General features: G+C 74.9%; 18 protein-coding genes. 9 read left to right on the forward strand and 9 right to left on the reverse strand.

Annotated features, from left to right (window positions below; all coding sequences use genetic code 11):
• Positions 1-41 precede the first annotated feature (41 nt).
• Complete coding sequence (locus tag ACQPYD_RS13920; protein ID WP_433701413.1) at positions 42-1,439, forward strand: condensation domain-containing protein; 1,398 nt, start codon at positions 42-44, stop codon at positions 1,437-1,439.
• Between the two features lie 213 nt (positions 1,440-1,652).
• Here ACQPYD_RS13920 and ACQPYD_RS13925 read toward each other — a convergent pair whose 3' ends face one another.
• The 3 genes from ACQPYD_RS13925 to ACQPYD_RS13935 form a co-directional block, all read right to left on the reverse strand.
• A complete protein-coding gene (locus tag ACQPYD_RS13925) occupies positions 1,653-3,308 on the reverse strand; it encodes a protein kinase domain-containing protein (protein WP_433701414.1) in 1,656 nt (551 codons plus the stop codon).
• A 133-nt stretch (positions 3,309-3,441) separates the two neighbouring features.
• On the reverse strand, positions 3,442-4,146 hold the full coding sequence (locus tag ACQPYD_RS13930) for a hypothetical protein (protein ID WP_433701415.1): 705 nt from the start codon (positions 4,144-4,146) through the stop codon (positions 3,442-3,444).
• Between the two features lie 303 nt (positions 4,147-4,449).
• Positions 4,450-6,129: an MDR family MFS transporter gene (locus tag ACQPYD_RS13935; protein ID WP_433701416.1), complete on the reverse strand. Its 1,680-nt coding sequence runs from the start codon at positions 6,127-6,129 to the stop codon at positions 4,450-4,452.
• Positions 6,130-6,348: 219 nt separating this feature from the next.
• On the opposite strand from ACQPYD_RS13935, the gene ACQPYD_RS13940 reads away from it, so the two are divergent.
• The 3 genes from ACQPYD_RS13940 (at position 6,349) to ACQPYD_RS13950 (ending at position 8,542) form a co-directional block, all read left to right on the forward strand.
• Positions 6,349-6,867: a TetR family transcriptional regulator gene (locus ACQPYD_RS13940; RefSeq protein ID WP_433701417.1), complete on the forward strand. Its 519-nt coding sequence runs from the start codon at positions 6,349-6,351 to the stop codon at positions 6,865-6,867.
• A 121-nt stretch (positions 6,868-6,988) separates the two neighbouring features.
• On the forward strand, positions 6,989-7,738 hold the full coding sequence (locus ACQPYD_RS13945; protein ID WP_433701418.1) for a creatininase family protein: 750 nt from the start codon (positions 6,989-6,991) through the stop codon (positions 7,736-7,738).
• A 105-nt stretch (positions 7,739-7,843) separates the two neighbouring features.
• Positions 7,844-8,542 carry a hypothetical protein gene (locus ACQPYD_RS13950; protein ID WP_433701419.1) on the forward strand — a complete coding sequence of 233 codons (699 nt, stop codon included), beginning with the start codon at positions 7,844-7,846 and terminating at the stop codon, positions 8,540-8,542.
• A 112-nt stretch (positions 8,543-8,654) separates the two neighbouring features.
• Here the strand turns inward: ACQPYD_RS13950 and ACQPYD_RS13955 are convergent, their stop codons facing one another.
• The gene (locus ACQPYD_RS13955) at positions 8,655-9,356 is read right to left on the reverse strand and encodes a GntR family transcriptional regulator (protein ID WP_433701420.1); all 702 of its coding nucleotides are present in this window, start codon (positions 9,354-9,356) and stop codon (positions 8,655-8,657) included.
• A gap of 115 nt (positions 9,357-9,471) precedes the next feature.
• Between ACQPYD_RS13955 and ACQPYD_RS13960 the strand changes: the two genes are divergently transcribed.
• The 5 genes from ACQPYD_RS13960 (at position 9,472) to ACQPYD_RS13980 (ending at position 16,860) form a co-directional block, all read left to right on the forward strand.
• Positions 9,472-10,638, forward strand: coding sequence for an enolase C-terminal domain-like protein (locus ACQPYD_RS13960; RefSeq protein WP_330159214.1), 1,167 nt, complete (start codon positions 9,472-9,474; stop codon positions 10,636-10,638).
• 269 nt (positions 10,639-10,907) lie between these two features.
• Positions 10,908-12,593 (forward strand): SLC13 family permease, encoded by a 1,686-nt coding sequence (locus ACQPYD_RS13965; protein ID WP_433701421.1) that lies wholly within the window; start codon positions 10,908-10,910, stop codon positions 12,591-12,593.
• Between the two features lie 534 nt (positions 12,594-13,127).
• Positions 13,128-15,368 (forward strand): polyprenyl synthetase family protein, encoded by a 2,241-nt coding sequence (locus ACQPYD_RS13970; RefSeq protein WP_433702044.1) that lies wholly within the window; start codon positions 13,128-13,130, stop codon positions 15,366-15,368.
• The gene (locus tag ACQPYD_RS13975; protein ID WP_433701422.1) at positions 15,365-16,057 is read left to right on the forward strand and encodes an ABC transporter ATP-binding protein; all 693 of its coding nucleotides are present in this window, start codon (positions 15,365-15,367) and stop codon (positions 16,055-16,057) included. Before ACQPYD_RS13970 ends, ACQPYD_RS13975 begins: the two co-directional genes overlap by 4 nt.
• Positions 16,054-16,860: an ABC transporter permease gene (locus ACQPYD_RS13980; protein WP_433701423.1), complete on the forward strand. Its 807-nt coding sequence runs from the start codon at positions 16,054-16,056 to the stop codon at positions 16,858-16,860. The genes ACQPYD_RS13975 and ACQPYD_RS13980 overlap by 4 nt, the downstream gene beginning before the upstream one ends.
• A 125-nt stretch (positions 16,861-16,985) precedes the next feature.
• Here the strand turns inward: ACQPYD_RS13980 and ACQPYD_RS13985 are convergent, their stop codons facing one another.
• From ACQPYD_RS13985 to ACQPYD_RS14005, 5 genes are all read right to left on the reverse strand, one after another.
• Positions 16,986-17,639 (reverse strand): DUF6518 family protein, encoded by a 654-nt coding sequence (locus ACQPYD_RS13985; RefSeq protein ID WP_433701424.1) that lies wholly within the window; start codon positions 17,637-17,639, stop codon positions 16,986-16,988.
• 53 nt (positions 17,640-17,692) lie between these two features.
• Positions 17,693-18,901 (reverse strand): lysylphosphatidylglycerol synthase transmembrane domain-containing protein, encoded by a 1,209-nt coding sequence (locus tag ACQPYD_RS13990; RefSeq protein WP_433701425.1) that lies wholly within the window; start codon positions 18,899-18,901, stop codon positions 17,693-17,695.
• A gap of 313 nt (positions 18,902-19,214) precedes the next feature.
• Positions 19,215-20,003, reverse strand: coding sequence for a class I SAM-dependent methyltransferase (locus tag ACQPYD_RS13995; protein WP_433701426.1), 789 nt, complete (start codon positions 20,001-20,003; stop codon positions 19,215-19,217).
• On the reverse strand, positions 20,000-21,058 hold the full coding sequence (locus tag ACQPYD_RS14000; protein WP_433701427.1) for a glycosyltransferase family 4 protein: 1,059 nt from the start codon (positions 21,056-21,058) through the stop codon (positions 20,000-20,002). Before ACQPYD_RS14000 ends, ACQPYD_RS13995 begins: the two co-directional genes overlap by 4 nt.
• Complete coding sequence (locus ACQPYD_RS14005; RefSeq protein WP_330162148.1) at positions 21,055-21,438, reverse strand: 6-pyruvoyl trahydropterin synthase family protein; 384 nt, start codon at positions 21,436-21,438, stop codon at positions 21,055-21,057. The genes ACQPYD_RS14000 and ACQPYD_RS14005 overlap by 4 nt, the downstream gene beginning before the upstream one ends.
• Positions 21,439-21,459 lie beyond the last annotated feature (21 nt).

The following is a 21,459-nucleotide window of genomic DNA, read 5'->3' on the forward strand; positions in this document are numbered from 1 at the left end:
CGCGCCAGCCACCAGGCAGCCGACCACAGGAAAGGGCCGTTGTGCTCCAGATTCCCATCGACGAGTTGCGGATCGCGCCCGGGTACGCCGTGGAATGGACGATCGCCTTCCCGACGCACGGGGGCGCCACGGGCCCCGGACGGCCGCGCCGCCGCGCCTCCTACATCCAGGACAAGCACTTCGCCGTCGCCCGGCACATGGAGCAGGAGGGCATCACCTGCCCGTCCTATCTCGGCGGGTCGTTCGAGATCCCGGGGCGGCTCGACCGGGCCGCGCTCGAGGCCGCGCTGCTGCACCTCGTACGCCGCCACGAGGTGCTGCGCTGGGTGTTCCAGGGGGCGGCCGAGGGCCTGGACGTCAGCGTCCTGGGCCCGGAGGAGGTCAAGCTCGACACCGTCGACGCGGGCCCCGTGGCCACGTCCGCCGAGGCCCGGGACTACGTGCACCGGTTCCTGCAGGGGACCGACACCCTCCGCGGGCCCTGGTTCGTCATGGGGGCGATGATCGGGGAGGAGGCCACGACCCTGTACTTCGCCTGCGACCACCTGGTGTCGGACGGCGTGTCCACGGCCGTCGTCGTGGACGACGTCGCCACCGCCTACGAGGCGTTCTCGGAGGGCCGCCCGGTCGACCTGCCCGAGACCGGCGGCTACGGCGAATTCGCCGCTCTGGAGCGCCGCCGCGGCCGGGCACTCGGCCCCGACGACAGCCGGCTGGACCACTGGAAGGGGTTCGTGGAGCGCAACGGCGCCGTGTTCCCGAGGTTCCCGCTCGACCTGGGGGTCGAGCCGGGCGTGCTCCACCCCGTCGTCAACGAGGCGCGCACGCTGCTGGACGGGCGCGGGGCCGACGCGCTGGAGGCCCGCTGCCGGGCCGCGGGCAGCGAGCCCACCGCCGGGATCCTGGCCGCCGTGGCGGTCAGCCAGGCGAAGGAGGGGGGACCGGAAACCTACCGCGCGCTCCTCCCCGTCAGCCGCCGCAACCGCGTCGCCCACGCCCGCAGCATGGGCTGGTACGTCAACACGCTCCCGGTCGAGTTCTCCGTGGCGGGCGGAGGGGACTTCGGGGAGGTCGTCTCCCGGGTGCGGGCGGCCCTCCTGGCGATGCTGAGGAACGTCAACGTCCCCTTCGACCGGGCCGTGGAGGTGATGACGGAGCAGGGGGCCGAACCCAGGAGCTGGCCCTACCCCGTCAACTTCTTCTCCTACCTCGACTTCAGGAGGACCCCGGGAGGGGCGAGCCACGTCGCGCGCAAGGCGTGCGGGCACGTGTGGGGGTCGCACAGCGACGGCATCTTCTTCTGGTTCTACCGCAACCACTCGGGTCTGCACGTCAACACGGCCTTCCCCGACACGCCCCGGGCGCGGACCACCACGGGCGGGTACCTGCGGACCCTGGAGCGGACGCTGGAGACGGCCGTCCGCGACGGCGCCCTCTGACCCGGGGACGGCCCCCGCGCGGCCCGTCCGGGCACGGGCGGCCCGGGGCCGGAGGGGCGGTCGGCCGCGGTGCCCCGGGAGGGGCGGGCGACCGCCCCTCCCGGACCACCGGCACGCCCTCGGGAAGACCCCCGTGCGCCGCGCCCGCCACCGCCCCTCCCGGAGCGCCGGCGCCCCGGGAGGGAGCGTGCGCGGGCGGGAGGACCGGACCCCTCAGAAGCGCCGGTCGGGGGAGCCCGTCACGCTCCGCCACTCGCCCAGGAGCGCTCGCGTCCGGTCCGTGTCCTCGTGGTCGGGCCCGAGCACACGGGCCTGGTCCGAGAGCAGCGTGAGCAGCTGGCCGACCGCCCCGTGCGGATCCCCGGCCCAACCGCTCCAGTGGGCGACGTAGGCGCGGCACCGCAGGGTCTCGGCGTGCTCGGGCCCCAGCACGCGCAGCATGTCGTCCAGGAGCGAGCGCAACGCCGCGAGGGCGCCCGCGCGGTCCCCGCCGGAGGCCTCCCACTGGACGACCCTGAACCGCAGGGCCAGCGTCTCGGGGTGGTCCCCGCCCAGCACACGGGCATGGTCGCGCAGCAGGGGAGCGGCCACCCGCAGGGCACGGTCGTGCCCGTGCACCCGGTCGACCAGGAGGGCGGCGTGCCGCCGGGTCCGCAGCGTCTCGAGGTGGTCGGGACCCAGTACGCGCTCCGTCTCCACCAGCAGCGCCTCGTACCCGTGCTGCGCGTCCTCCACGTCGCCCCGCGCCCCCGTCCAGTGCGCGATCTCCCGCCGGGTGGACAGCGTGCCGTGGTGGTGCGGACCCAGCACGCGCAGCTGTTCCAGCAGCAGGGCGCGGTAGGCGCGCAGGGCGGCGGCGGGATCCCCCGTCTGGGCCGAGGCCCGGGCCCTGTCCTCCAGCACCGTGAGCGCGTCCGACCGGGTGCCGGGGGCGGCGGTGTCGGGGGGCGGCAGCGGTGCGGGGGAGCCGGTGGGAGGCGCGGTCCCCGGCGCCGGGACCCCGGTGTCCGGGGGAGCGGCCTCCGGCCCGGGGCCGGCCAGGTGCGGCGGAGGCCACGCCCCGCTGAGGTCGTCGTCCCCGAACAGCGAGAGGATCTCGACCGGCGCCGGCCGGGCCGCGGGGTCGTGCCGCCAGCAGGCGGCGACCAGGTCCCGCAGCGGGCCGGGCACCCCCTCGGGCTCGGGGGGCGGGCCGATGAGCCGCCGGATGACGGCGGGCACCGACGGCGCGGCGAACGGGTTCGTGCCGGTGGCGGCGTAGGCGAGCACCGTCCCCATGGAGAACACGTCCGAGGAGGGGCCCACCACCGCGCCCTCGGTCTGCTCGGGGGACATGTAGGAGGGGGTGCCCACCGGCATGCCGGTCATGGTCACCCGCGCGGCGTCGGGGGCCCGGGCGATACCGAAGTCGATGATCCGCGGGCCGTCGGAGGCGAGGATGATGTTGTCGGGCTTGAGGTCGCGGTGGATGAGCCCGCAGGCGTGGATGGCCTCCAGGCCCTCGGTGAGCCCCGCGGCCAGGGCGCGCAGGGCCTGCTCGGGCAGAGGGCCGTGCTCGCGCACCGCCCGGCCCAGGGAGGGGCCGGGGATGAACGCGCTCGCGATCCAGGGAGACTCCGCCTCGGGGTCGGCGTCCACCACCGGAGCGGTGTGGAACCCGCCCACGCGGCGGGCGGCCTCGACCTCGCGGGCGAACCGGGCCCGGAAGTCCGGTTCGTCGGCGTACTCGGTGAGGACGACCTTGACGACGATCCGCCTGCTGGCGGGGGTGAGGGCGAGGTACACGCGGCCCATACCGCCCGCGCCCAGGCGGTGCGTGAGCCGGTAGCGGCCGACGCGCCGGGGATCGGTCGGGTGGAGTGGTTGCACTTTCCGTCGGCTTTCCGGACGTGGGGACAGGAAGGGGGCGCGAAGGATTATCCCAGTCCGCGCGGGCGGCCGCTCCCCTCCGCCCTCCCGGGGGCGCGCGCGGACCCGCTGCGGGGCGCGGGCCCCCGGCGGGTCAGCCCCGCAGGCCGTCGGGCAGCGAGCCCAGCCCCGAGGCGAACTCCCAGCGCTCGGCCTCCGAGAGGACGGCGTAGACGGGCTCGTCCCGCCGGTTCGTCTCCGCCTCGATCCGCTCCCGCAGGGGTCCGCCGGTCAGCCCCCGGACCTCCTCGACGGACAGGCCCTCCGCCGCCCACGCGGCACGGTGCGCGTCCCCCCGGTGGTGGCGCAGCGCGCTGAGGCGGGAGGTCAGGACGAGGGCGGCGCCCGCCCCCTCGGGCTCGTACGGCGGGGACATCGCGCCGAACGCCGGACCCCCGGTGGCCGCCCCGGCCTCCAGCAGGCGCCCGGTCAGCTCGCACAGCCGCTCCACGGGCACGCGGTTCGGGGGGACACCGACCGACCACAGCTCCTCGGCCGCGGCGCCGACGACCTCCTGCACGGCCAGGGCGACCTCCCGGCCCAGCGGGGTGAGCGCGCGGGTCCCGTCGGCGTCCGTGTCCGCGATCTCCGGGGCGATGGGCTTGCGGGCGTACACGGACGCGGCGGCGAACGCCGCGGCGCCCATCGGGCGGGCCAGCAGCCCGGCGTACAGGCTCGTCTCGAAACCCGGCTCCCGCCCCCACCGGTCGTAGAGGGGGAGCAGCCGGGGGAGCGCGAGGGCGCGCACCCCCATGTGGACCCGGTCGATGACCGGTCGGACCAGACCCGCGTAGCTCATCGGCGTCCTTCGGCGTGGAGGCGGACGTGACGCGCGCCATGCTGTCACACGGGCGGCCGGGCCCGCAGCGGAACGGCCGTTCGGCGGGCTGTCCACGGGCGCGGCTCCCGGGCCCGGCGGCCCCTTCCCCGGCCTCCGCCGGAGACGCCGTCCACCCCGCCCGTGCGCGGGAGACCCGGAGCGCGCCCGGCCCGGGGCGGTGCGGTGTTCGGGCCCGGCACGGAGAGGGGGCGCCTCCGCCGGGAGGGTTCCCGGCGGAGGCGCCCCCGCGGCGCGCGGACGCGCCGGGCTCCAGGGGCTGGCTCAGCCCGTCCCGTCCTCCCGCTTCGCGGCACGGACGACCCGGGCGGCCTGCCCCCGCGCCACCACCCGCGTCCCCGGCGCGTCCCCGGCGGCCGGGACCGGCCCGTCCGCCGGGGCAGGCGCGTTCGCGGCGCTCCCGCCGACGGACGGGTCCCCGGCGCCGGTTCCCGTCGCGCCGTCCGACGGGGCCTCCTCGGCGCCGGGCAGGTCGAGGGTGTCGCGGAGGCGCACCCTGGGCAGGAAGAGGCCCACCACGAGGCCCACCGCGGCGATGCCCGTGGCGACGAGGAAGATGTCGCCGGTCGAGGAGCCGTACGCCGACTCCACGATCTCCCGGACGAACGGCGGCATGGCGGCCAGGTTCAGCGTCCCGCTGCCCGCCGCCGCGGAGGCGTCGGCACCGGCCCCCGCCAGCCCCTCGGAGATGTTCGTGCCGACCCGGTTGGCCAGGATCGCGCCCAGCACGGAGACGCCCATGGTGCCGCCCAGGGAGCGGAAGAAGGTGATGGCCCCGCTGGCCGCGCCGAGCTCGCTCAGCGGGACGGAGTTCTGCACCACGAGGACCAGGTTCTGCATGGACATGCCCACGCCGGTTCCTACGAGGAGCATCCCGGCGGAGACGATGAGCAGCGAGGTGGTCTCGTCGATGGTGGACAGCAGGAGGAAGCCCAGGGTCAGGGAGACCAGGCCGGTGACCACGTACGGCTTCACCCGGCCGGAGTTGGACACCATGCGGCCGGAGACGGTCGAGGAGACCAGGACCCCCAGCATGAGCGGGGTGGTCAGCAGGCCCGCCTCGGTGGGCGAGTAGCCGCGTGCGAGCTGGAAGTACTGGCCGAGGAAGACGGCGCCGCCGAACATGGCCATGCCGACCGCGATGCTGGCCAGGATGGCGATGGCGGTCTCCCGGCGCACCACCAGGTGCAGCGGGATCACGGGCTGCGAGACCCGCGACTCCACCCACACGGCCAGGCCGAGCAGGACGGCGCTGCCGGCGACCATGGCGCCGGACTGCCAGGAGATCCAGGCGAAGTCGTTGCCGACGAAGGTGACCCACAGCAGCAGCGTGCTGACGCCCGAGGCGATCAGCAGGGCCCCGGCGTAGTCGACCTTGGCGTCGGCGCGGCGGACGTCGGCCAGTTTCAGGGTGCGGCCCAGCACGAGGGAGGCGATGACCATGAACGGCACGCCGATGAAGAAGCACCAGCGCCATCCGAGCCAGGAGATGTCGGTGATGGCCCCGCCGATCAGCGGTCCGCCGACGGTGGCCACGGCCATGATGCCGCCGATGTAGCCGTTGAGGCGACCGCGTTCCTTCGGGCTGACCAGCGAGGCGATGATCACCTGCACCAGCACCTGGGAGGCGCCCATGCCGAGGCCCTGCACGGCGCGGAACGCGATCAGCTGGCCGGTGGTCTGCGCGAACCCGGCCAGCAGCGACGACACGACGAACAGGACGATCGACAGCTGGAGCAGCTTCTTCTTGTCGAACAGGTCGGCGAGCTTGCCCCAGACGGGCGTGGAGGCCGTCGACGCCAGCAGGGTGGCGGTCACCACCCAGGTGTACTGCGCCTGGGTCCCGTTGAGGGAGCCGACGATCTGCGGGAGGGCCACGGACACGATGGTGCCGCTGAGCATCGTCACGCCGAGCACTATGAGCAGGCCGCTCAGGGAGCGCATGATCGGTGGTTGCCCGGTGTCGGTAAGGGAACGCTTAGTGCTCAAAGAACGACCTCTGCGAGAACGGAAGCGGCCTCGACGGGCCGCGAAGACTGCTCAGGGGGCAAAACTGCATGGTGGGCATTTTTGCACTCCATGTAGAATAACACCGTGGACAGGACACCAGGGCTGCGGGAACGTAAAAAGGCCGAGACGAGACGAGCGGTACACACCGCTGCAGTGCGCCTCACAGTCGAGCGCGGGTTCGACCAGGTCACCGTCGAGGCCATCGCCGAGGCCGCCAACATCTCCCGCCGCACGTTCTCCAACTACTTCGCGTGCAAGGAGGAGGCGCTGCTGCACGGGGAGCGGCTCTACATCGACGCCTTCGTGCGCCACCTGCGCGAACGGCCGCGGCAGGAGGCCGCCTGGTCCGCGCTGCGCGCCGCCGTGCGCGCCCTCTACTCCTCCTGGAACAGGCCGATGGACCGCGAATGGGCCGCGCGCGCCCGCCTGGCCCGCGACCACCCCTCGCTCCTGGCCCGGCAGCTCGCCAACCAGGCACGGCTCGCCCAGGACCTGGAGGCCGCACTCGACGGGAGGGCGGGGCCGCCGGGTGTGCGCCACGGGGTGCTCGTCGCCGTGTTCCTCGCCGGGCTGCGCACGGCGGTCGTCACGTGGAGCGAAGAGGGGGAGCGCGCCCTGCTGACGGTCGTCGACGAGGTCCTGGACGAGGTCGAGGCCCCGTTCGGCGGCTGAGGGCGGACCCGTCCCCCGGCCGGGCCCGGCCGGGGGACGGTCGCGCGCGGGGCGGCCGCGAACCCGCCCGAGGGCCGCGCCGCGCTCCGGCGGTCCCGCGCACGGCCGGGATACTGGGCCCATGGACGACCTCGTACGCTCCCTGCTGCCCCTGACCACCAGCGCGGAGGAGGGGGAGCGGGCCGCGCGGGTGGCGCTGCTGCCCGTGGGCAGCCTCGAACAGCACGGCCCCCACCTCCCGCTGGTCACCGACACGGTCGTCGCCTGCGTCCTGGCCCGCGTCCTCGCCGGCGCCCGCCGGCTGCGCGTCCTGCCCCCCGTCACCGTCGGCTGCTCCCACGAGCACGCGGCCTGGCCCGGCACCGTCAGCATCTCGGCCCCCACCCTGCACGCCGTCGTCACCGACATCGCCGCCTCCCTCGGGGACACCCGGCTCGTCCTGGTCAACGGCCACGGGGGGAACCACGTGCTCGCCAACACGGTCCAGGAGTCCGGCGGCCGGATGGCGCTCTTCCCCTGCCCCGGCGACTGGGAGGCCGCCCGCGCGGCCGCGGGGATGGCCACCGGCAACGACGGCGACATGCACGCCGGCGAACTGGAGACCTCCGTGCTCCTGCACGCGGCCCCGGAGCTGGTCCGCGGGGGCTACGAGCGCGCCGACCACGTCACCCCGCCGCGCGACCACCTGCTCACCGTGGGGCTGGCGCCCTACACCGCCTCGGGCGTGGCCGGCAGGCCCTCGCTGGCCACGGCGGCCAAGGGGCACGCCCTCCTTGCCGCGCTCGACCGGGCCTTCGAGGGGTGCCTGGCCGCCCTGGGCGGCGCGCCCAGCTCCGCGCCCGGGGCGGCCCCCGGCGGCGCCCCGGCCTGAGGCCGGGGCCCGGGGCCGGTGCGCCGCCGGGCGGGGCGTCCGGCCCCGGGGCGAGGCGGAGGCTCGGATTGCTACCATCTCGGAAAGCGAGATAGAAAGGCGCCGATGACCTCCCTCGTCTTCGCCGTGTTCGCGCTGGCCCACCTGTGCCTGACCCTCTGGCTGGTGTGGCTGGCGGCCACCCGGCGCTCCGCCCACACCTGGCTCGTCGCGCTCGTCGCCGCCGGACTGGTCTACGACAACGGGATCGTCGCGATCGGCTCCACCCTCGGGGCGGGCGACCTGCTGTACGCGCTGAACCTGCCCCGGTTCCTCGTGCACGCCCTGGTCACACCGCTGCTGGTCGTCTTCGCCGTCGGAGCCGCCCGCGACCTCGGGCTCGGCTGGGCGCGCGGGCGCGCCGTCCACGCCGCCTTCCGGCTCCTGGCGCTGGCGCTCATCGCCCACGGCCTCGCCACCGAGGCGGTGGGGCACACCCTGGTCCCCGACCGGGAGGGGGACGCGCTGCGCTACTCCGCCGCCGAGTCCTCCGTGCCGATCCCCTCCGTCGCGGCCGTCGTCGTGCTGATCCTGGTCGGCGCCGCGCTGCTGGTCCGTGCGCGGAGCGCGTGGATGCTGGCCGGGGCGGTGTTCATGTTCGCGACCGCGGCGGCGCCCTCCGCGCCGCTGGCGGTGGGCAACCTGGGGGAGGTGGTGCTCATCGCCGGACTCGCCCTCACCGCGCGGGAGGCCGGCCCCGGCCGCGCCGGTACGCCGGCGCGGCCCGCGCGGACGCGCTCCGGGGCGGCGCCCCCGTCCCGCTGAGCCTCCTCGCGGCCGCCGGGGGACGCGCGTCGGCGGTGCGGGCGGAGGAGGCCGGCGGGCGCCAGCGGCCCACCCGTCACCGGCGCCGCTCGCCGGTCGAGCGGCCCGCGCTTCAGGCCGAACGCCCGGCGATGGGGTGGTAGGCGCGCTCCCGGCCCTCGAGGGCGTCCGTGACCATGGCTCCGAGGCTGTTGCGGATGTGGGAGCGCACCAGTCCGGCCGCGGCGGCGCCCTCGCCTGCGACGACGAGCTCCAGGATCCTGTGGTGCTGGTTCAGGTCGATGGTGCGCGGCTCGGCGCCCGCGGGCAGTTCCAGCCCGATCCGCCGGTACCGGTCGGCCTTGTCCCACAGGTCGTCCAGGAGCCTGACCATCACGTTGTTGTGGGAGGCGGCGTAGATCGCCCGGTGGAAGGCCCGGTGCGCCGTGATGGCCTCCTCGCCCCAGCTGCGGGTGACCGGCAGCAGGGCTTCGGCCGCCTCCCTCATCGCGGCGATCTCCCGGTCCGTCCGGCGCAGCGCGGCGAGCTCGGTGGCGGAGGGTTCCAGCGAGAAGCGGACCTCCAGCAGCTCGCGCGCCTCGAAGGCGCTCATGGGCGCCACGCGGACGTCACGGTGGGCGTCCATCACGACCCAGTCCTCGCTGGCCAGCCGTCTGATCGCCTCGCGCAGGGGGGTGATGCTCATCCCCATCTCCTCCGCCAGTTCGTACTGCGACAGGCGTGATCCCGGGGCGAGCTCACCGGAGGTGATGCGGCGGCGCAGCTCCGCGTAGGCCAGTCCGCCCTTGCTGGAGAAGACGTTGGCGCTGGTCATCGTGGCCTCTCTCACACAATCCTCGCTCGCGGGCTTGTGACCCCCGTCTCGGTCAGTATAGGCTCCGCATAACTTATAAGGGACTTATAAGAACCGGTTCGGCAGGAAGAAGGCCATGAAGATCGTTTCCGCCCACGTCGGGACCATCCCCATCAGCTCGTCGATGCGCAACGCCTACATCGACTTCAGCAAGATGGACTGCACGATCCTCGCGCTTGTCAGCGACGTGGTGGTCGACGGCGAGCCCCTGGTGGGCTACGGCTTCAACTCCAACGGCCGGTACAACGCCACGGCCATCCTGGGCGAGCGGATGCTGCCGCGGCTGCAGGACGCCTCGCCGGAGGAACTGCTGGACGGCGACGGCGAACTCTCGCCCGCCGCGGCGTGGGACGTCATGATGCGCAACGAGAAGCCCGGCGGACACGGTGAGCGCTCCGTCGCCGTCGGCGTGGTGGACATGGCGCTGCACGACCTCGCCGCCAAGGCCGCGGGTGTGCCGCTGTACCGGTGGATCTCCGACCACTACGGTGACGGCGACCCGGACGAGGACGTCTTCGTCTACGCCGCCGGCGGCTACTACGCGCCCGGCAAGTCCCTGAAGGACCTGCAGGACGAGATGAGGGGCTTCCTCGACGCCGGGTACGAGATCGTCAAGATGAAGATCGGCGGCGCCGACCTGGCCGAGGACCTCAGGCGCATCGAGGCGGTCATCGACGTCCTGGACGGCGACGGGTCCCGCCTGATGGTGGACGTCAACGGCAAGTTCGACCTGCAGACCGCGCTGGACTACGGCCGGGCCATCGAGCGGTACGGCCTCTTCTGGTACGAGGAGGTCGGCGACCCGCTGGACTACGGCCTGAACGCGACGCTGTCGGAGAACTACCGCCACCCCATCGCGACCGGCGAGAACCTGTTCTCGCTGCAGGACGCCCGGAACCTGATCCGCTACGGCGGCATGCGCCCGGACCGCGATTTCCTCCAGGTCGACCCGGCGCTGAGCTACGGGTTGACGGAGTACCGCCGGGTCCTGGACATGCTCGCCCTGCACGGCTGGTCCTCCCGCCGGTGCGTCCCGCACGGCGGGCACCAGTTCTCGCTGCACATCGCCGCGGCCCTCAAGCTCGGCGGCAACGAGTCCTACCCCGGGGAGTTCCAGCCCACGGGCGGCTTCACCGACGACGCGGTGGTCACCCGCGGCCGTGTGGCGCCGGGGGAGCTGCCGGGCATCGGGCTCGAGGGCAAGGCGGAGTTCCACCGCCTCCTCCGCGGCCTGCACGCCTGACCGGCCGGGACCGGCGGCCTCCGAACCGTCCGCGGAGGCGGGCCTCCGGTCCCGACGACGCCCGCTGCCGCCCCGGGGCGGCCCGGACGACCGCCCCCGCGGCGGCCCCCCGACGAAGTCGGCCCCATGACCGACGACGGACCCCTGGGCTCCCCGGCGGAGTGCCCACGTCCCCCTTTTCCCTCATGGCCGATGTCGACCCGCGTACCCCCCGCGCCGACCCCCCAGCAGCAAGTCGCGCCGAGCAAGAGACCGAAGAAGGTACGGCAATGGCACACTCCTACCTGTATCCCCTCTGGGGGAACCTGTGGGCCTCGCACCGCGAGATCAAAGAGCTCCTGACGTTCTCCAGCCGCAGGAAGGCACTGCGGCCGGAGCCCGTGGCGTCGTCCCCCGGGGGCGGCGGAGTCTCCGAGCGGGCCCCCGGCGGCCCGGAGGGCCCGGAACCGGACCGGGGCTCCGGCGATCCCGGACCCGGGTACACGCCCGCACGCGTCATCGGACTGGTACTCGGCCCGCTGCTCTTCGCGGCGACGCTCGTGTTCTTCGAGCCCGAGGGGCTCTCACCGGAGGGGCGGGCGGTCCTCGCCACCACCCTGTGGGTCGCGACCTGGTGGATCACGGAGGCGATCCCCATCCCGGTCACGTCCCTGCTCCCGATCGTGCTCCTGCCGCTGACCGGTGCGCTGGGCGGGGACGCCGTGGTCGCGGCGTACGGCAACGACATCATCTTCCTGTTCCTCGGGGGCTTCTCCCTCGCGATCGCGATGGAGAAGTGGAACCTCCACCAACGCATCGCCCTCTCGATCGTCGCGGCGATCGGTACGAGTCCGCGCCGTATCGTCCTCGGGTTCATGGTCGCGACGGGCTTCCTGTCGATGTGGGTCTCCAACACGGCCGCCACGATGATGATGATCCCCGTGGGGCTGGCGGTCGTCTACCAGGCCGCCCGTTCGCTGCGGGGCGGGGAATTCGCCGCGGACCTGCCGAAGTTCGAGAAGTCCATCGTCTTCGGCATCGGTTACGCGGCCACCATCGGCGGTCTCGGGACGCTCATCGGGACGCCGCCGCTCGCCATTCTCTCGGCGACCGTCGGGGAACTCTTCGGAGAGAGCATCTCGTTCGGCGGATGGATGGTGTTCGGACTCCCGATCGTCGTCGTCCTCCTGGCCTTCGCGTGGTTCTACCTGACGGGCGTCGTCTTCAAGGTCCGGTTCAAGCACCTTCCCGGCGGCAAGGAGATCATCCGGGGGGAGAGGAGGTCCCTCGGCAGGATGTCCGCCGAGGAGAAGGCCGTGCTCGTCGTCTTCCTCGGGGCGGCGTTCATGTGGGTGACCCGCTCGTTCCTCTGGGACGACCTCCTCCCGGGCATCAGCGACGGCGTGATCGCCGTCGTCGCCACGGTGGTGCTGTTCACGCTTCCGTCGCGCAACGACGAGGAGAGGAAGATCCTCCGGTGGGAGGACTCCAAGAAGATCCCCTGGGGGATCCTCCTGCTGTTCGGCGGCGGGCTGGCCATCGCCGCGGGGTTCGTCGAGACCGGCCTGTCCGCGTGGATCGGCGAGCAGTTGCGCACGCTCGACGGGATCGACGTGGTCCTGATCATCGTCATCGCCACCGCCCTCGTGCTGTTCCTGACGGAGATCACCTCCAACGCCGCGACGGCGACGATGATCCTCCCCGTCATGGCGGCCTTCGCGATCTCGCTGAACGTTCACCCCTACGCGCTGATGGTCCCCTGCGCGATGGCCGCGAACTGCGCGTTCATGCTCCCGGTGGGCACCCCTCCGAACGCGATCATGTTCGGCACCGGCCGGGTGACGATCATGGAGATGGTCAGGACCGGGTTCTGGCTGAACGTCATCGCCCTCGCCCTCATCGTCGCGGGGACGCTCTACATGCTGCCGCTCATGTGGGGGATCGACCTCATGTCCCTTCCCGCCGCGTTCCGGTGAGGCCCGCCCGGTGACACCGGCCCGGAGCGGCGGGACACGCCACGGGGCGTGGCCCCCCGCCCCCGGGCCGGTTCGCCGGGTGCCCCGCGCCGGTCCCGGGGGACGCGTTCGCCGCGCGCTCCGGCTGCTGGCCGCCGCCGCGGGCCCTCGTGGGCGGGGACCGGCCCCGCCCACGAGGGCCCGCCCGCGTCCGCGTCCAAGCTCCCCTCCCGACGACCGCGGAGAAAGATCAGGACAAAGTCATTTCCAAAGGCGCCTGAGTCGAAAATCCCTTTTGTGAAATAGAGGAAGTTGCTCCACTCGTTGTTCCCTCATCGGTGTTTTTGTCGTGCCGGTCAACGCAGTTCGGAGGACCGTTACAAGGGAACCGGAAAGAAAATCCCTCCAGCGCGATAGGTTCGCGTGTGGACCGGATTGCGGAGTGCCGGGCGCGGGGTGATTTCCGTTCCCGTGCCTTGTGCTCCCCCCGGGAGAACGGTCCGTTCGGAATGCAGCAGCGGTCTGTCGACCTTCCGTGAGGAGAGACGTGTGAGCATGGCGACGACGCCCGAGGACGACACGGATCGGCGGGTGGGCGCCGGAGCCGCCGCGCGCACCCCGCCGGGGACGGACCACGACGAGGGCTACTGGCGGTTCGTCGCCTGGCTCGACGACGGCGGCGTCCCGGTCGGCCTCACCGTCCACCTGGCCCGGTACGGGGTCGGGGACGCGGACGGCGGCCCCGCGCACGCCCACGCCGCCACCTGGCACGTCCGCCGCCGGGACACCGGGAGCCGTGCCGACGCCTCCTGGACCGATACCGCGTTCGTCGACCTGGCGCGTGCCGGGGCCGAGAAGGACCCCCACCTGGACCGCAGCGTGCGCGCCGCGATGCTGGACCTCCTCAAGCCCGGCGACGGCCTGTACCCCGACCGCGAACTGCCCGGGCCCGTGGCGGCGGCCGGGGACGGCCTCGACCTCGACTACGGCGGCGCCGTCCGCCTGCGCGCCGTCGGTGACCACCTCCTCCTCGACCTCCGCGGCGACGGGGGCGCCTGGCGCCTGCGCCTCACCCCCGGGGCGCCCGCCTCCCCCCACACGGCCGTGGACGGCGACCCCTCCACACGGTTGTCCCTGGTCGTGCCGCGCCTCGCCGTGGAGGGGGCCCGGGACGACGCCGACGGCGAGCGGCCCGTCGCCGGCGCCGGCTGGTACGAGCGCGTCCTGCCCGGCCCTCCCCGCGACGCGGTCGGGCCCCTCCCCGACAGCGACCCCGTGTGGACCCGCGCCGTCGCGCTCCTGGACGACGGGTGGACCGTCACCGCCACACGGCGCGGCCGGGTGGACGCGCTCACGGGGCGGACCCGCACCGAACCGGCGGAGGTCGTGCTGCACTCGCCGGAGGGGGAGTGCACGACGGTGGCGGCGAGCGTGTCCGACACCGCGACCTGGACCTCCCCGGCCAGCCTGCGCACCCACGCCACCGAGTGCGTGGTCGAGGCCCCCGGCGGACTGCGCCTGCGGGTGCGGGCGTGGTTCCCCTCCCAGGAGTCCCGCGCCCTCCTCCACGGCACCGGCACGCTCGTGGCCCACGCCGACGTCGAGGGCGTCCGGGACGGCGTGCCCGTCCGCGGACGCGGACACCTGGAGTCCCGCCCCGTCGGCAGGATCACGCGCTTCGAGCCCCACATGCGCGGTGTGGAGGCGATGGTGGGGGAGGAGCTGCGGCACGTCTACCCCGACCGCCCGGACGAGGACGCCCTGACCGCCCTCGCGGGACTGGAGGAGCGCCCCGGGACGCTCGACGCCTCCGTGGTGGAGGACCTGCACGCCGCGCTCGTCCGACCGCTCCGCCACACCACGGACGGCGTGGGCAAGGGCATGCGGACCTACCTGTGGCTGCAGATCGTGGACCTGTACGGGGGCGACCCCGAAAGGCTCAGGCCCATGCTCGCGGTCATCGAGGGGCTCCAGGCGGGCAACCTCATGATCGACGACATCCAGGACCGCTCGCCCGTGCGCAGGGGGCGGCCCGCCGCCCACACGGTGTTCGGGGAGGCGCTGACGATCAACGCCGGGACCGACGCCTACTTCCTCGTCGACCAGGTGCTGCCCCCGCTCCTGGCCGGGGACGAGCGCCTGCTCCTGGCCGTGTACCGGGTCGTCATGGGCATCATGCGCGTCGGGCACGCGGGCCAGGCCCTGGACATCACCGGCCACGCCGCCGCGATGGACGAGGCCGTGCGCACCGGTGAGGCCGACCCCCTCCTGAGGCGGATCCGTACCGCCCACCTCCTCAAGACGGCCATGCCCATACGCGGCCTGGCGGAGATCGCCGCGCTCCTGTCCGGGGCCTCCGGGGAGCAGGTGCGGGCCGTCCGCTCCTACGGGGAGAAGGTGGGCCTGGCCTTTCAGATCGGGGACGACGCGCTGGACCTGAGCGGGGTCGGCGTGCGCACCTCCTCCGGGGCCTCGGTGTCCACCAAGCTCCGGGCCGAGGACCTGCGGGAGGGCAAGGTGACGATGCCCCTGGCCCACGCCGTCGCCCTCCTGCCCCCCGAGCGCGTACGCGCGCTGTGGGGACGGGTGCGGGAGGGGGTGGCGGACGGGGCGGAGGCCGCGAAGATCGCCGACGAGCTCATCGCCTGCGGCGCGGTGCGGGCCTGCGAGGACGAGTGCCGCGCCCTGGTCGCCGAGGGATGGGACCGGTTGCGGGGGGACCTGCCCCGGAACTGGTCGGCGCTGGGCCTGCACGCCCTGGGAACCTGGGCCGTCCACCGGAACGCGGAGTGGTGAGCGTGGTACGTTCCGCGTCACCGGGCCCGCAGGGGACGGCCGGCACGCCCGTGCCCGCGCCCGCCACGTCCACGCTGAGCGTCCGCGGCGTCCACAAGTCCTACGGACACCACCGCGTACTCGGCGGCGCCGACCTGGAGCTGCCCCCGGGGTGCCTGGGCGGCGTGGTCGGGGAGAACGGCTCCGGCAAGTCCACCCTCCTGCGGATCCTCGCCGGACAGCTGGCGCCGGACCGGGGCACCGTGGCCTACGCCGGCCGGCTGGGGTACTGCCCCCAGAACACGGTCCTCAACCCGTCCTTCACCGTGGAACAGCACCTGCGGTTCTTCCAGGTCGCCTACGACCTGCCGGACCTGGCACTGGCCCACGAGCTCATGGACCTCCTGTCGTTCACCGGGTACCGGCGCCACCGCGTGGGCGCCCTCAGCGGGGGGACCCGGCAGAAGCTCAACCTCACCCTGGCCCTCATGCACGATCCGCCCCTGCTGCTCCTCGACGAGCCCTACCAGGGCTTCGACTGGGAGACCTACGAACGCTTCTGGGAGCTGGCCGCCCGCCTGCGCGACCGGGGCCGATCGGTGCTGGTGGTCTCCCACATCGCCTTCGACACGACCCGCTTCGACCGCCTGTGGCGGCTGGAACAGGGCCGGCCGGTACCGGTGTCCACCGGAGCGGGGGAGGGGCGATGAACGTGCGTCGGGCCTGGGAACGCTACCGGACCGCGACGGTGTTCGCGGTCACCGAGCACCTGCGCAACCGCCTGGCCCTGGTACTCGTGCTGGGCTTCGTGCCGCTGTGGATCACCCTGGTCCACCTGGTGATCGCCGACGGCGACGTCACGTTCCTGCTGCGCGCCAGCGGCGAGCACCTGACGGTGAACGGCAACCACATCAGCCAGATCTCGGGGGCCGTCAACGCCGTCACGCTCATCGTCGGCTTCATGATGTTCATCGTGACGTTCCGGTCGGTGGGCTTCGACCAGAGGCTGGTCATGGCGGGCTATCCGCGCGGCCACCTGCTGGCGGCCAAGCTCACCGCGCTGGCCCTGGCCACGGCGGTGGTGTGCGCCTACGCCACCGCCGTGACAGCCGTCTACTGGTCCCCCGAACGGCCGGTGGCGCTGTGGGCGGCGCTGTGCGGGGCCGCGCTCGCGTTCGGCGGGATCGGGATCGCCCTCGGGGTGGCCCTGCGCGGGGAGCTGGAGGGCATGTTCGCCGTGATCATGCTCAGCATCATCGACATGGGGCTCCAGAACCCGGTGGCCAACCCGGCGGCCGACAGCGACGTCGTGCGCTACCTGCCCTCCTACGGGAGCATGCAGTCGGGGACGGCGGCGGGGTTCGTGGAGGACGTCCCCTGGCTCCACATGGCGCTGGGACCGCTGTGGTTCGTGTGTGCGGTGGTGGTGGCAGGGACGGTGCTGTGGATGCGCACCCGTGACCGCCGCTCGCCCCTGGCCGGGATGCGCAGGGGTGTTCCGCGGCGGGGGTGAGGGACGCCCCGCCGAACCGCCGTGCGCTGCGCCCCCGGGGGGCAGGCCCCGCGGCCGCCGGGAGGGGGCATCCCTCCCGGCGGCCGCGGGTCCGGGACGGTCCGCGGAACACGGCCCGGCCCCGGTCAGAACCAGAACCACTGGATCGGGTTCATGCCGTAGACGGCGACGAACGCGCCGCCGACGACCGCGGTGACGGCCACCGAGGTCAGGACCGGGCGCCGCGCGGGAAAGCGCCGCGCGCACGCCCACACCAGGAAGGCCAGGCCCGCGGCGACGGACACGCTCCAGTAGGCCACCGAGGTGGTCTCGGCGATCACGAGGTGCCCGTAGACCCCCTCGCCGATGAGCACACCGCTGAGCATGCCCGTGCCCCAGGGGGCGAAGCCGGTGCGAAAGCGCAGGGAGTGGGCCGTCAGGCCGAGGAAGGGGCCCACCAGGACGGCCGCGATGAGCCAGAAGGCCGTGGTGCCCGCCGAGGCGTGGTAGCCGCGCAGGACCGAGGCCAGGTCGTAGCCGAGCATCATGCACGCCAGCGCCGCCGCCGCGGCGGTCACGGCCGCCCACCGGTGCCGGGGCAGCAGGGCGAGGAGGAACGCCGCCACGCTCCAGGAACCGCTGGAGTTGCTCAGGGAGTTCAGGTGGAAGGGCAGCCATCCCTGGCTGAAGGAGGTCAGCGCGCCGATGGCCAGCCCGCCGAGCGCGGCCGCGGCGAGGGCGCCCGCGGAGGCGGCGAGGCCGGGGGGTGTCGGGTGCTGGGTCGTCGTAGAGGTGCTCATGCCTGCGTCATCGCTTCTCCGGGCCCGCGGGGTTCGGCTGCGGGGCAACGAATTCATGACGCCGCCCCGGCCCCCCGCGGTCGCGGCCCCTGCTCAGAGCGGCGCTCGCGCCCCCGCCCGTCGCCGTCCCCGTCGGGGAGGGGGCGGGCGCCGACACCCGGCGGTCCCCCGTCGCCGCCCGTACGGGGCGGCAGGCCGTCCGCGCCGGCGCGCGCCGACGCGCGGAGGCGGCCCCCGCCGGCGTCCCCGCCCTCACGGCGCGCCGCGCGGGCGGCGCCCGCGCGCCCCCGGGCACGGAGGCGCAGCGGCGACCGCGACACGAGGACCGCCGCGCCGGGCAGCGCGGCGACCAGGGAGAGGAGGCCGTAGAGCACCGAGACCGTCACCCCGGTGGCGGCGCCCAGGTCTGCCGCGCCGAACGCCAGCGCCGTGACCGCCTCGCGCGGCCCCCAGCCGCCGACGTTCACCGGCAGGCTCATCGCCAGCAGGGCCAGCACCACCAGGGGGACCAGCTGCGGCACCGGCGCGGTGACACCGGCGAGGCGCGCCGCCACCGCGAACAGGGCCACGTGCCCGGCCAGCGCCGCCGCGGACAGCAGGACCACGCGCGGCCAGCGCGCGAACACCCCCGAACGGACGTCGGCCGCGGCGGTGCGCAGGGCTCGCCACCAGCGGGTTTCGCGGGCACGGCCCGCCCGCAGGCCGAACGCCGCCGCCAGGGCGGCCGCCGCGACCGCGCCCGACGCCGCCCCCACCGCCCACAGGCCAGGGCCGAGCAGCGCGGCCGGAAGGGCGATGAGCAGCGCGGCTCCCGTCGCGGCCAGCACCGCCTGCCCCACCATGCGCTCCAGGACCACGGCGCGCACGCCCCGCCCGAGGTCGCCGCTGTACCGGCCGTGGCCGACCGCGCGGTTCACGTCCCCGAGCACCCCGGCGGGCAGCACCGCGTTCAGGAACACGGACAGGTAGTAGTCGGCCACCGCGCGCCGGAACGGCAGGCGCAGGCCCACCCCGAGCGCCACCTCCCGCCAGCGGGCCGCGCACAGCACCGTCGTCGCCGCGCCGATCCCCAGGGCGGTCAGGACCGGGCCGGCGCCCACGGCCGAGAAGGCGTCGGCGAACGTCCCGCCGGGGAACCACCACACCACCGCCGCCAGGATCGCGGCCCCGGCCGAGGTCCGGGCCCACGCCCGCCACCGGCGGGGCGGGGCGCCGCCGGTCGGCGGCCCCTCCCGTGTCCCCCGTGCGGTCGTGGCGGTCATGCGCTCGTCGCCCCTCCGACGTCGGCGGGCCCGGCGGTGCCGCCGACGTCCACCGTGCCCCCTCCGGGCGGCCGCGGCGTGCTCCGGGGGCGTGCCGGGCCCGCGCCCGGGCGCCCCGTCCGCCCCGGAGGGGCGTATGTCCCGCACCTACCCGGGGCGGCGCACCCGTATCCCGGCGCGGACGGAACCGGCCGCCCCCGAGGGGAGCCCGTGACCGGCGGTCCGGGCGGGCCGCCCGCCGTGCGGCGGCGTCCGGGGCCCGGACGCCCGCCCGGGGTCCGGGACGCGCACGGCGGTCCCGGCCGCGCCGCGCTCATCGGCGTGCCGGGGGACGCGGGAGCACCAGCAGGTCGGTGTGGTGGACCGTCACGCCGAGCTCCCCCCGCCCGCACTGCTCCAGCCTCCGCTCCAGGTACGCGTCCCCGGGGAGCGAGGGGTCCTGCTCGACAGCGGCGCCCGCCCAGCCCCGCAGCCAGGCCCGCGTCAGCGCCGCGTCCCCGGGCCCCAGGCGCCACGGGCTCGGGAACGTCCGCACCCGCCGGCCCAGGCCCTCGAACGCGGCGGCCGCGGCGCCGGCCGCCTCCGGTCCCAGCCGGCCCTCCCGCCTCTGGTGGGCGTCGAACGCCTCCGCGAACGCCGCGTCCGACGGGTCCCCGGGCGAGAACTCCACCCGCCCTACCACCGAGAGCGAGAACAGCGCAGGGCACCCGGAGGCGGACACCGCTTCCGCGAGCGCCGCGACCTCGGCCCCGGTGAGCAGGTCGAGGAGCGCCGAGGCCACCACGAGGGTCACCCCCTCCAGGTCGCGGGCGCGCAGCGCCGCCACGTCCAGGCGGCGCGTCCGCACCGAAGCGGCGGGGACCCGCCTCCCCGCCTCCTCCAACAGGGCCGGGTCGCGGTCGAACAGGAGCCAGCGCTGGGGCCGGGGCAGCCGCGGCCCCAGCCAGCGCCCCAGCGACCCCGTCCCGCAGCCCAGGTCGGCGACCACTCGCCCGTGGCCGGCCAGGAGCGCGAGCGGGGCGGTGGAGCGGGCCCGCGCGTCCGCGCCCTCGCGCAGGGCCAGCCACTCCGGCGCGAACGCCGGGACACCGGTCGTGCTCAAGGCACCGCCTCCCCGTCGAGGACGGCCGCCATGCGCCGGGCCGTCTCCTCCCATCCTGCCAAGCCCTCCCGCCGCGCGCGGGCCGAACGCCCCAGACCGGAGCGGAGGCCGGGGTCGGTGAGCCAGCGCCGCAGGGCGGCGGCCAGGGCCCCCGGGTCCCCGGGAGGCACCAGCAGCCCCGGACGGGAGCCGTCCGGGGCGGAGCCCAGCGCCTCGGGCACCCCGCCCACCGACGTCGCGGCCACGGGGACGCCCCGGGCCAGCGCCTCGGTCACGACCATGCCGTAGGTCTCCCCGCGCGAGGGCAGGACGAGGAGGTCGCAAGCGGTGTAGACGGCCTCCAGGTCCGCGCCGGTGAGGGGTCCGGTGAAGGCCACCCGGTCCGCGAGGCCGTGCTCGCGGACCAGGCCGCGGAGGCGGGCCGCGTGCGCCCCCGCGGCCCCGGACGGGACCGGGCCGACGCACGCGCATCCCCAGGCCAGGTCCGCCAGCGCGGCGAGCGCGGACACGAGGACGTCGTGCCCCTTGCGCGGGGTCACCGAGGCCACGCACAGCAGGCGCGTGCCGTCGCCGGCGGGGGAGAGGGGCGCCTGGTCCGCGCCGGGCTCGACCACGTGCACGCCTTGCACCCCGTGGTGGTCGGCCACCCGCCGCGCCGCCCAACGGCTCGTCGCCACCACGGCGGAGGCGGCCCGCAGGACCGCCCGCTCACGCGAGTCCAGGGCGGCGGCCCGCGCCTCGGGAAGCCCCGTCTCGTCGGCCAGCGGCAGGTGCACCAGGACCACCAGCCGCAGCCGGGGCGCGTGGGGGAGCAGGACCTCGGGCACCCCGCAGGCGACGAGGCCGTCCAGGAGCACCGCGGCCCCGTCGGGGACGCCCTCCAGCACACGGGAGAGGACGGCCCGCGCCGCGGGGTCCGCGACGGGCCAGGCTCCGGGCACCGCCTCCTCCCGCACCGGGCGCCCCAGCCCGGCGAGGGCCTCGCGCAGGCGGCGGTCGTAGACCCCGCCGCCGCTGGGAGCGCCCCCGTGCGGGACGACGAGGACGGTCCTCACAGCTCGCGCTCGTAGCTCGCCCAGGCCACGTGCGACTCGTGCAGGGTGACCGCGACCGAGTCCAGGCCCCGCGCCCTCGCGTCGATGCGCTCCACCAGCCGGTCCGCGACCACCCTGGCCAGGAACTCCGTGGTGGTGTTCACCCCGGCGAAGTCCGGCTCCTCGTCCAGGTTGCGGTAGTTGAGCTCGGCGACCAGCCCTCCCAGCTCACGGGTGGCCAGGCCGATGTCCACCACGATGTTGTCCGCGTCGAGTTCGCGGCGGCGGAAGGTGGCGTCCACGACGAACGTCGCCCCGTGCAGCCGCTGGGCGGGGCCGAACACCGCTCCGCGGAAACTGTGGGCGACCATCAGGTGGTCGCGGACGGTGACGCTGTACATCGGCGGTCTCCTCTGCGGTGG

Origin of the sequence: Nocardiopsis sp. CA-288880, assembly GCF_050955985.1 — a bacterium.
In the GTDB taxonomy this organism is placed as follows: domain Bacteria; phylum Actinomycetota; class Actinomycetes; order Streptosporangiales; family Streptosporangiaceae; genus Nocardiopsis; species Nocardiopsis tropica.

Bases quoted from the DNA above. Each gene is read 5' to 3' on its own strand.
- ACQPYD_RS13985 (WP_433701424.1), bottom strand. From the start codon at position 17,639: ATGAGCACCTCTACGACGACCCAGCACCCGACACCCCCCGGCCTCGCC.
- ACQPYD_RS13950 (WP_433701419.1), top strand. From the start codon at position 7,844: ATGACCTCCCTCGTCTTCGCCGTGTTCGCGCTGGCCCACCTGTGCCTG.
- ACQPYD_RS13935 (WP_433701416.1), bottom strand. From the start codon at position 6,129: ATGCGCTCCCTGAGCGGCCTGCTCATAGTGCTCGGCGTGACGATGCTC.
- ACQPYD_RS13930 (WP_433701415.1), bottom strand. From the start codon at position 4,146: ATGAGCTACGCGGGTCTGGTCCGACCGGTCATCGACCGGGTCCACATG.
- ACQPYD_RS13945 (WP_433701418.1), top strand. From the start codon at position 6,989: ATGGACGACCTCGTACGCTCCCTGCTGCCCCTGACCACCAGCGCGGAG.
- ACQPYD_RS14005 (WP_330162148.1), bottom strand. From the start codon at position 21,438: ATGTACAGCGTCACCGTCCGCGACCACCTGATGGTCGCCCACAGTTTC.
- ACQPYD_RS13955 (WP_433701420.1), bottom strand. From the start codon at position 9,356: ATGACCAGCGCCAACGTCTTCTCCAGCAAGGGCGGACTGGCCTACGCG.
- ACQPYD_RS13965 (WP_433701421.1), top strand. From the start codon at position 10,908: ATGGCACACTCCTACCTGTATCCCCTCTGGGGGAACCTGTGGGCCTCG.
- ACQPYD_RS13980 (WP_433701423.1), top strand. From the start codon at position 16,054: ATGAACGTGCGTCGGGCCTGGGAACGCTACCGGACCGCGACGGTGTTC.
- ACQPYD_RS13990 (WP_433701425.1), bottom strand. From the start codon at position 18,901: ATGACCGCCACGACCGCACGGGGGACACGGGAGGGGCCGCCGACCGGC.
- ACQPYD_RS13970 (WP_433702044.1), top strand. From the start codon at position 13,128: ATGGCGACGACGCCCGAGGACGACACGGATCGGCGGGTGGGCGCCGGA.
- ACQPYD_RS13960 (WP_330159214.1), top strand. From the start codon at position 9,472: ATGAAGATCGTTTCCGCCCACGTCGGGACCATCCCCATCAGCTCGTCG.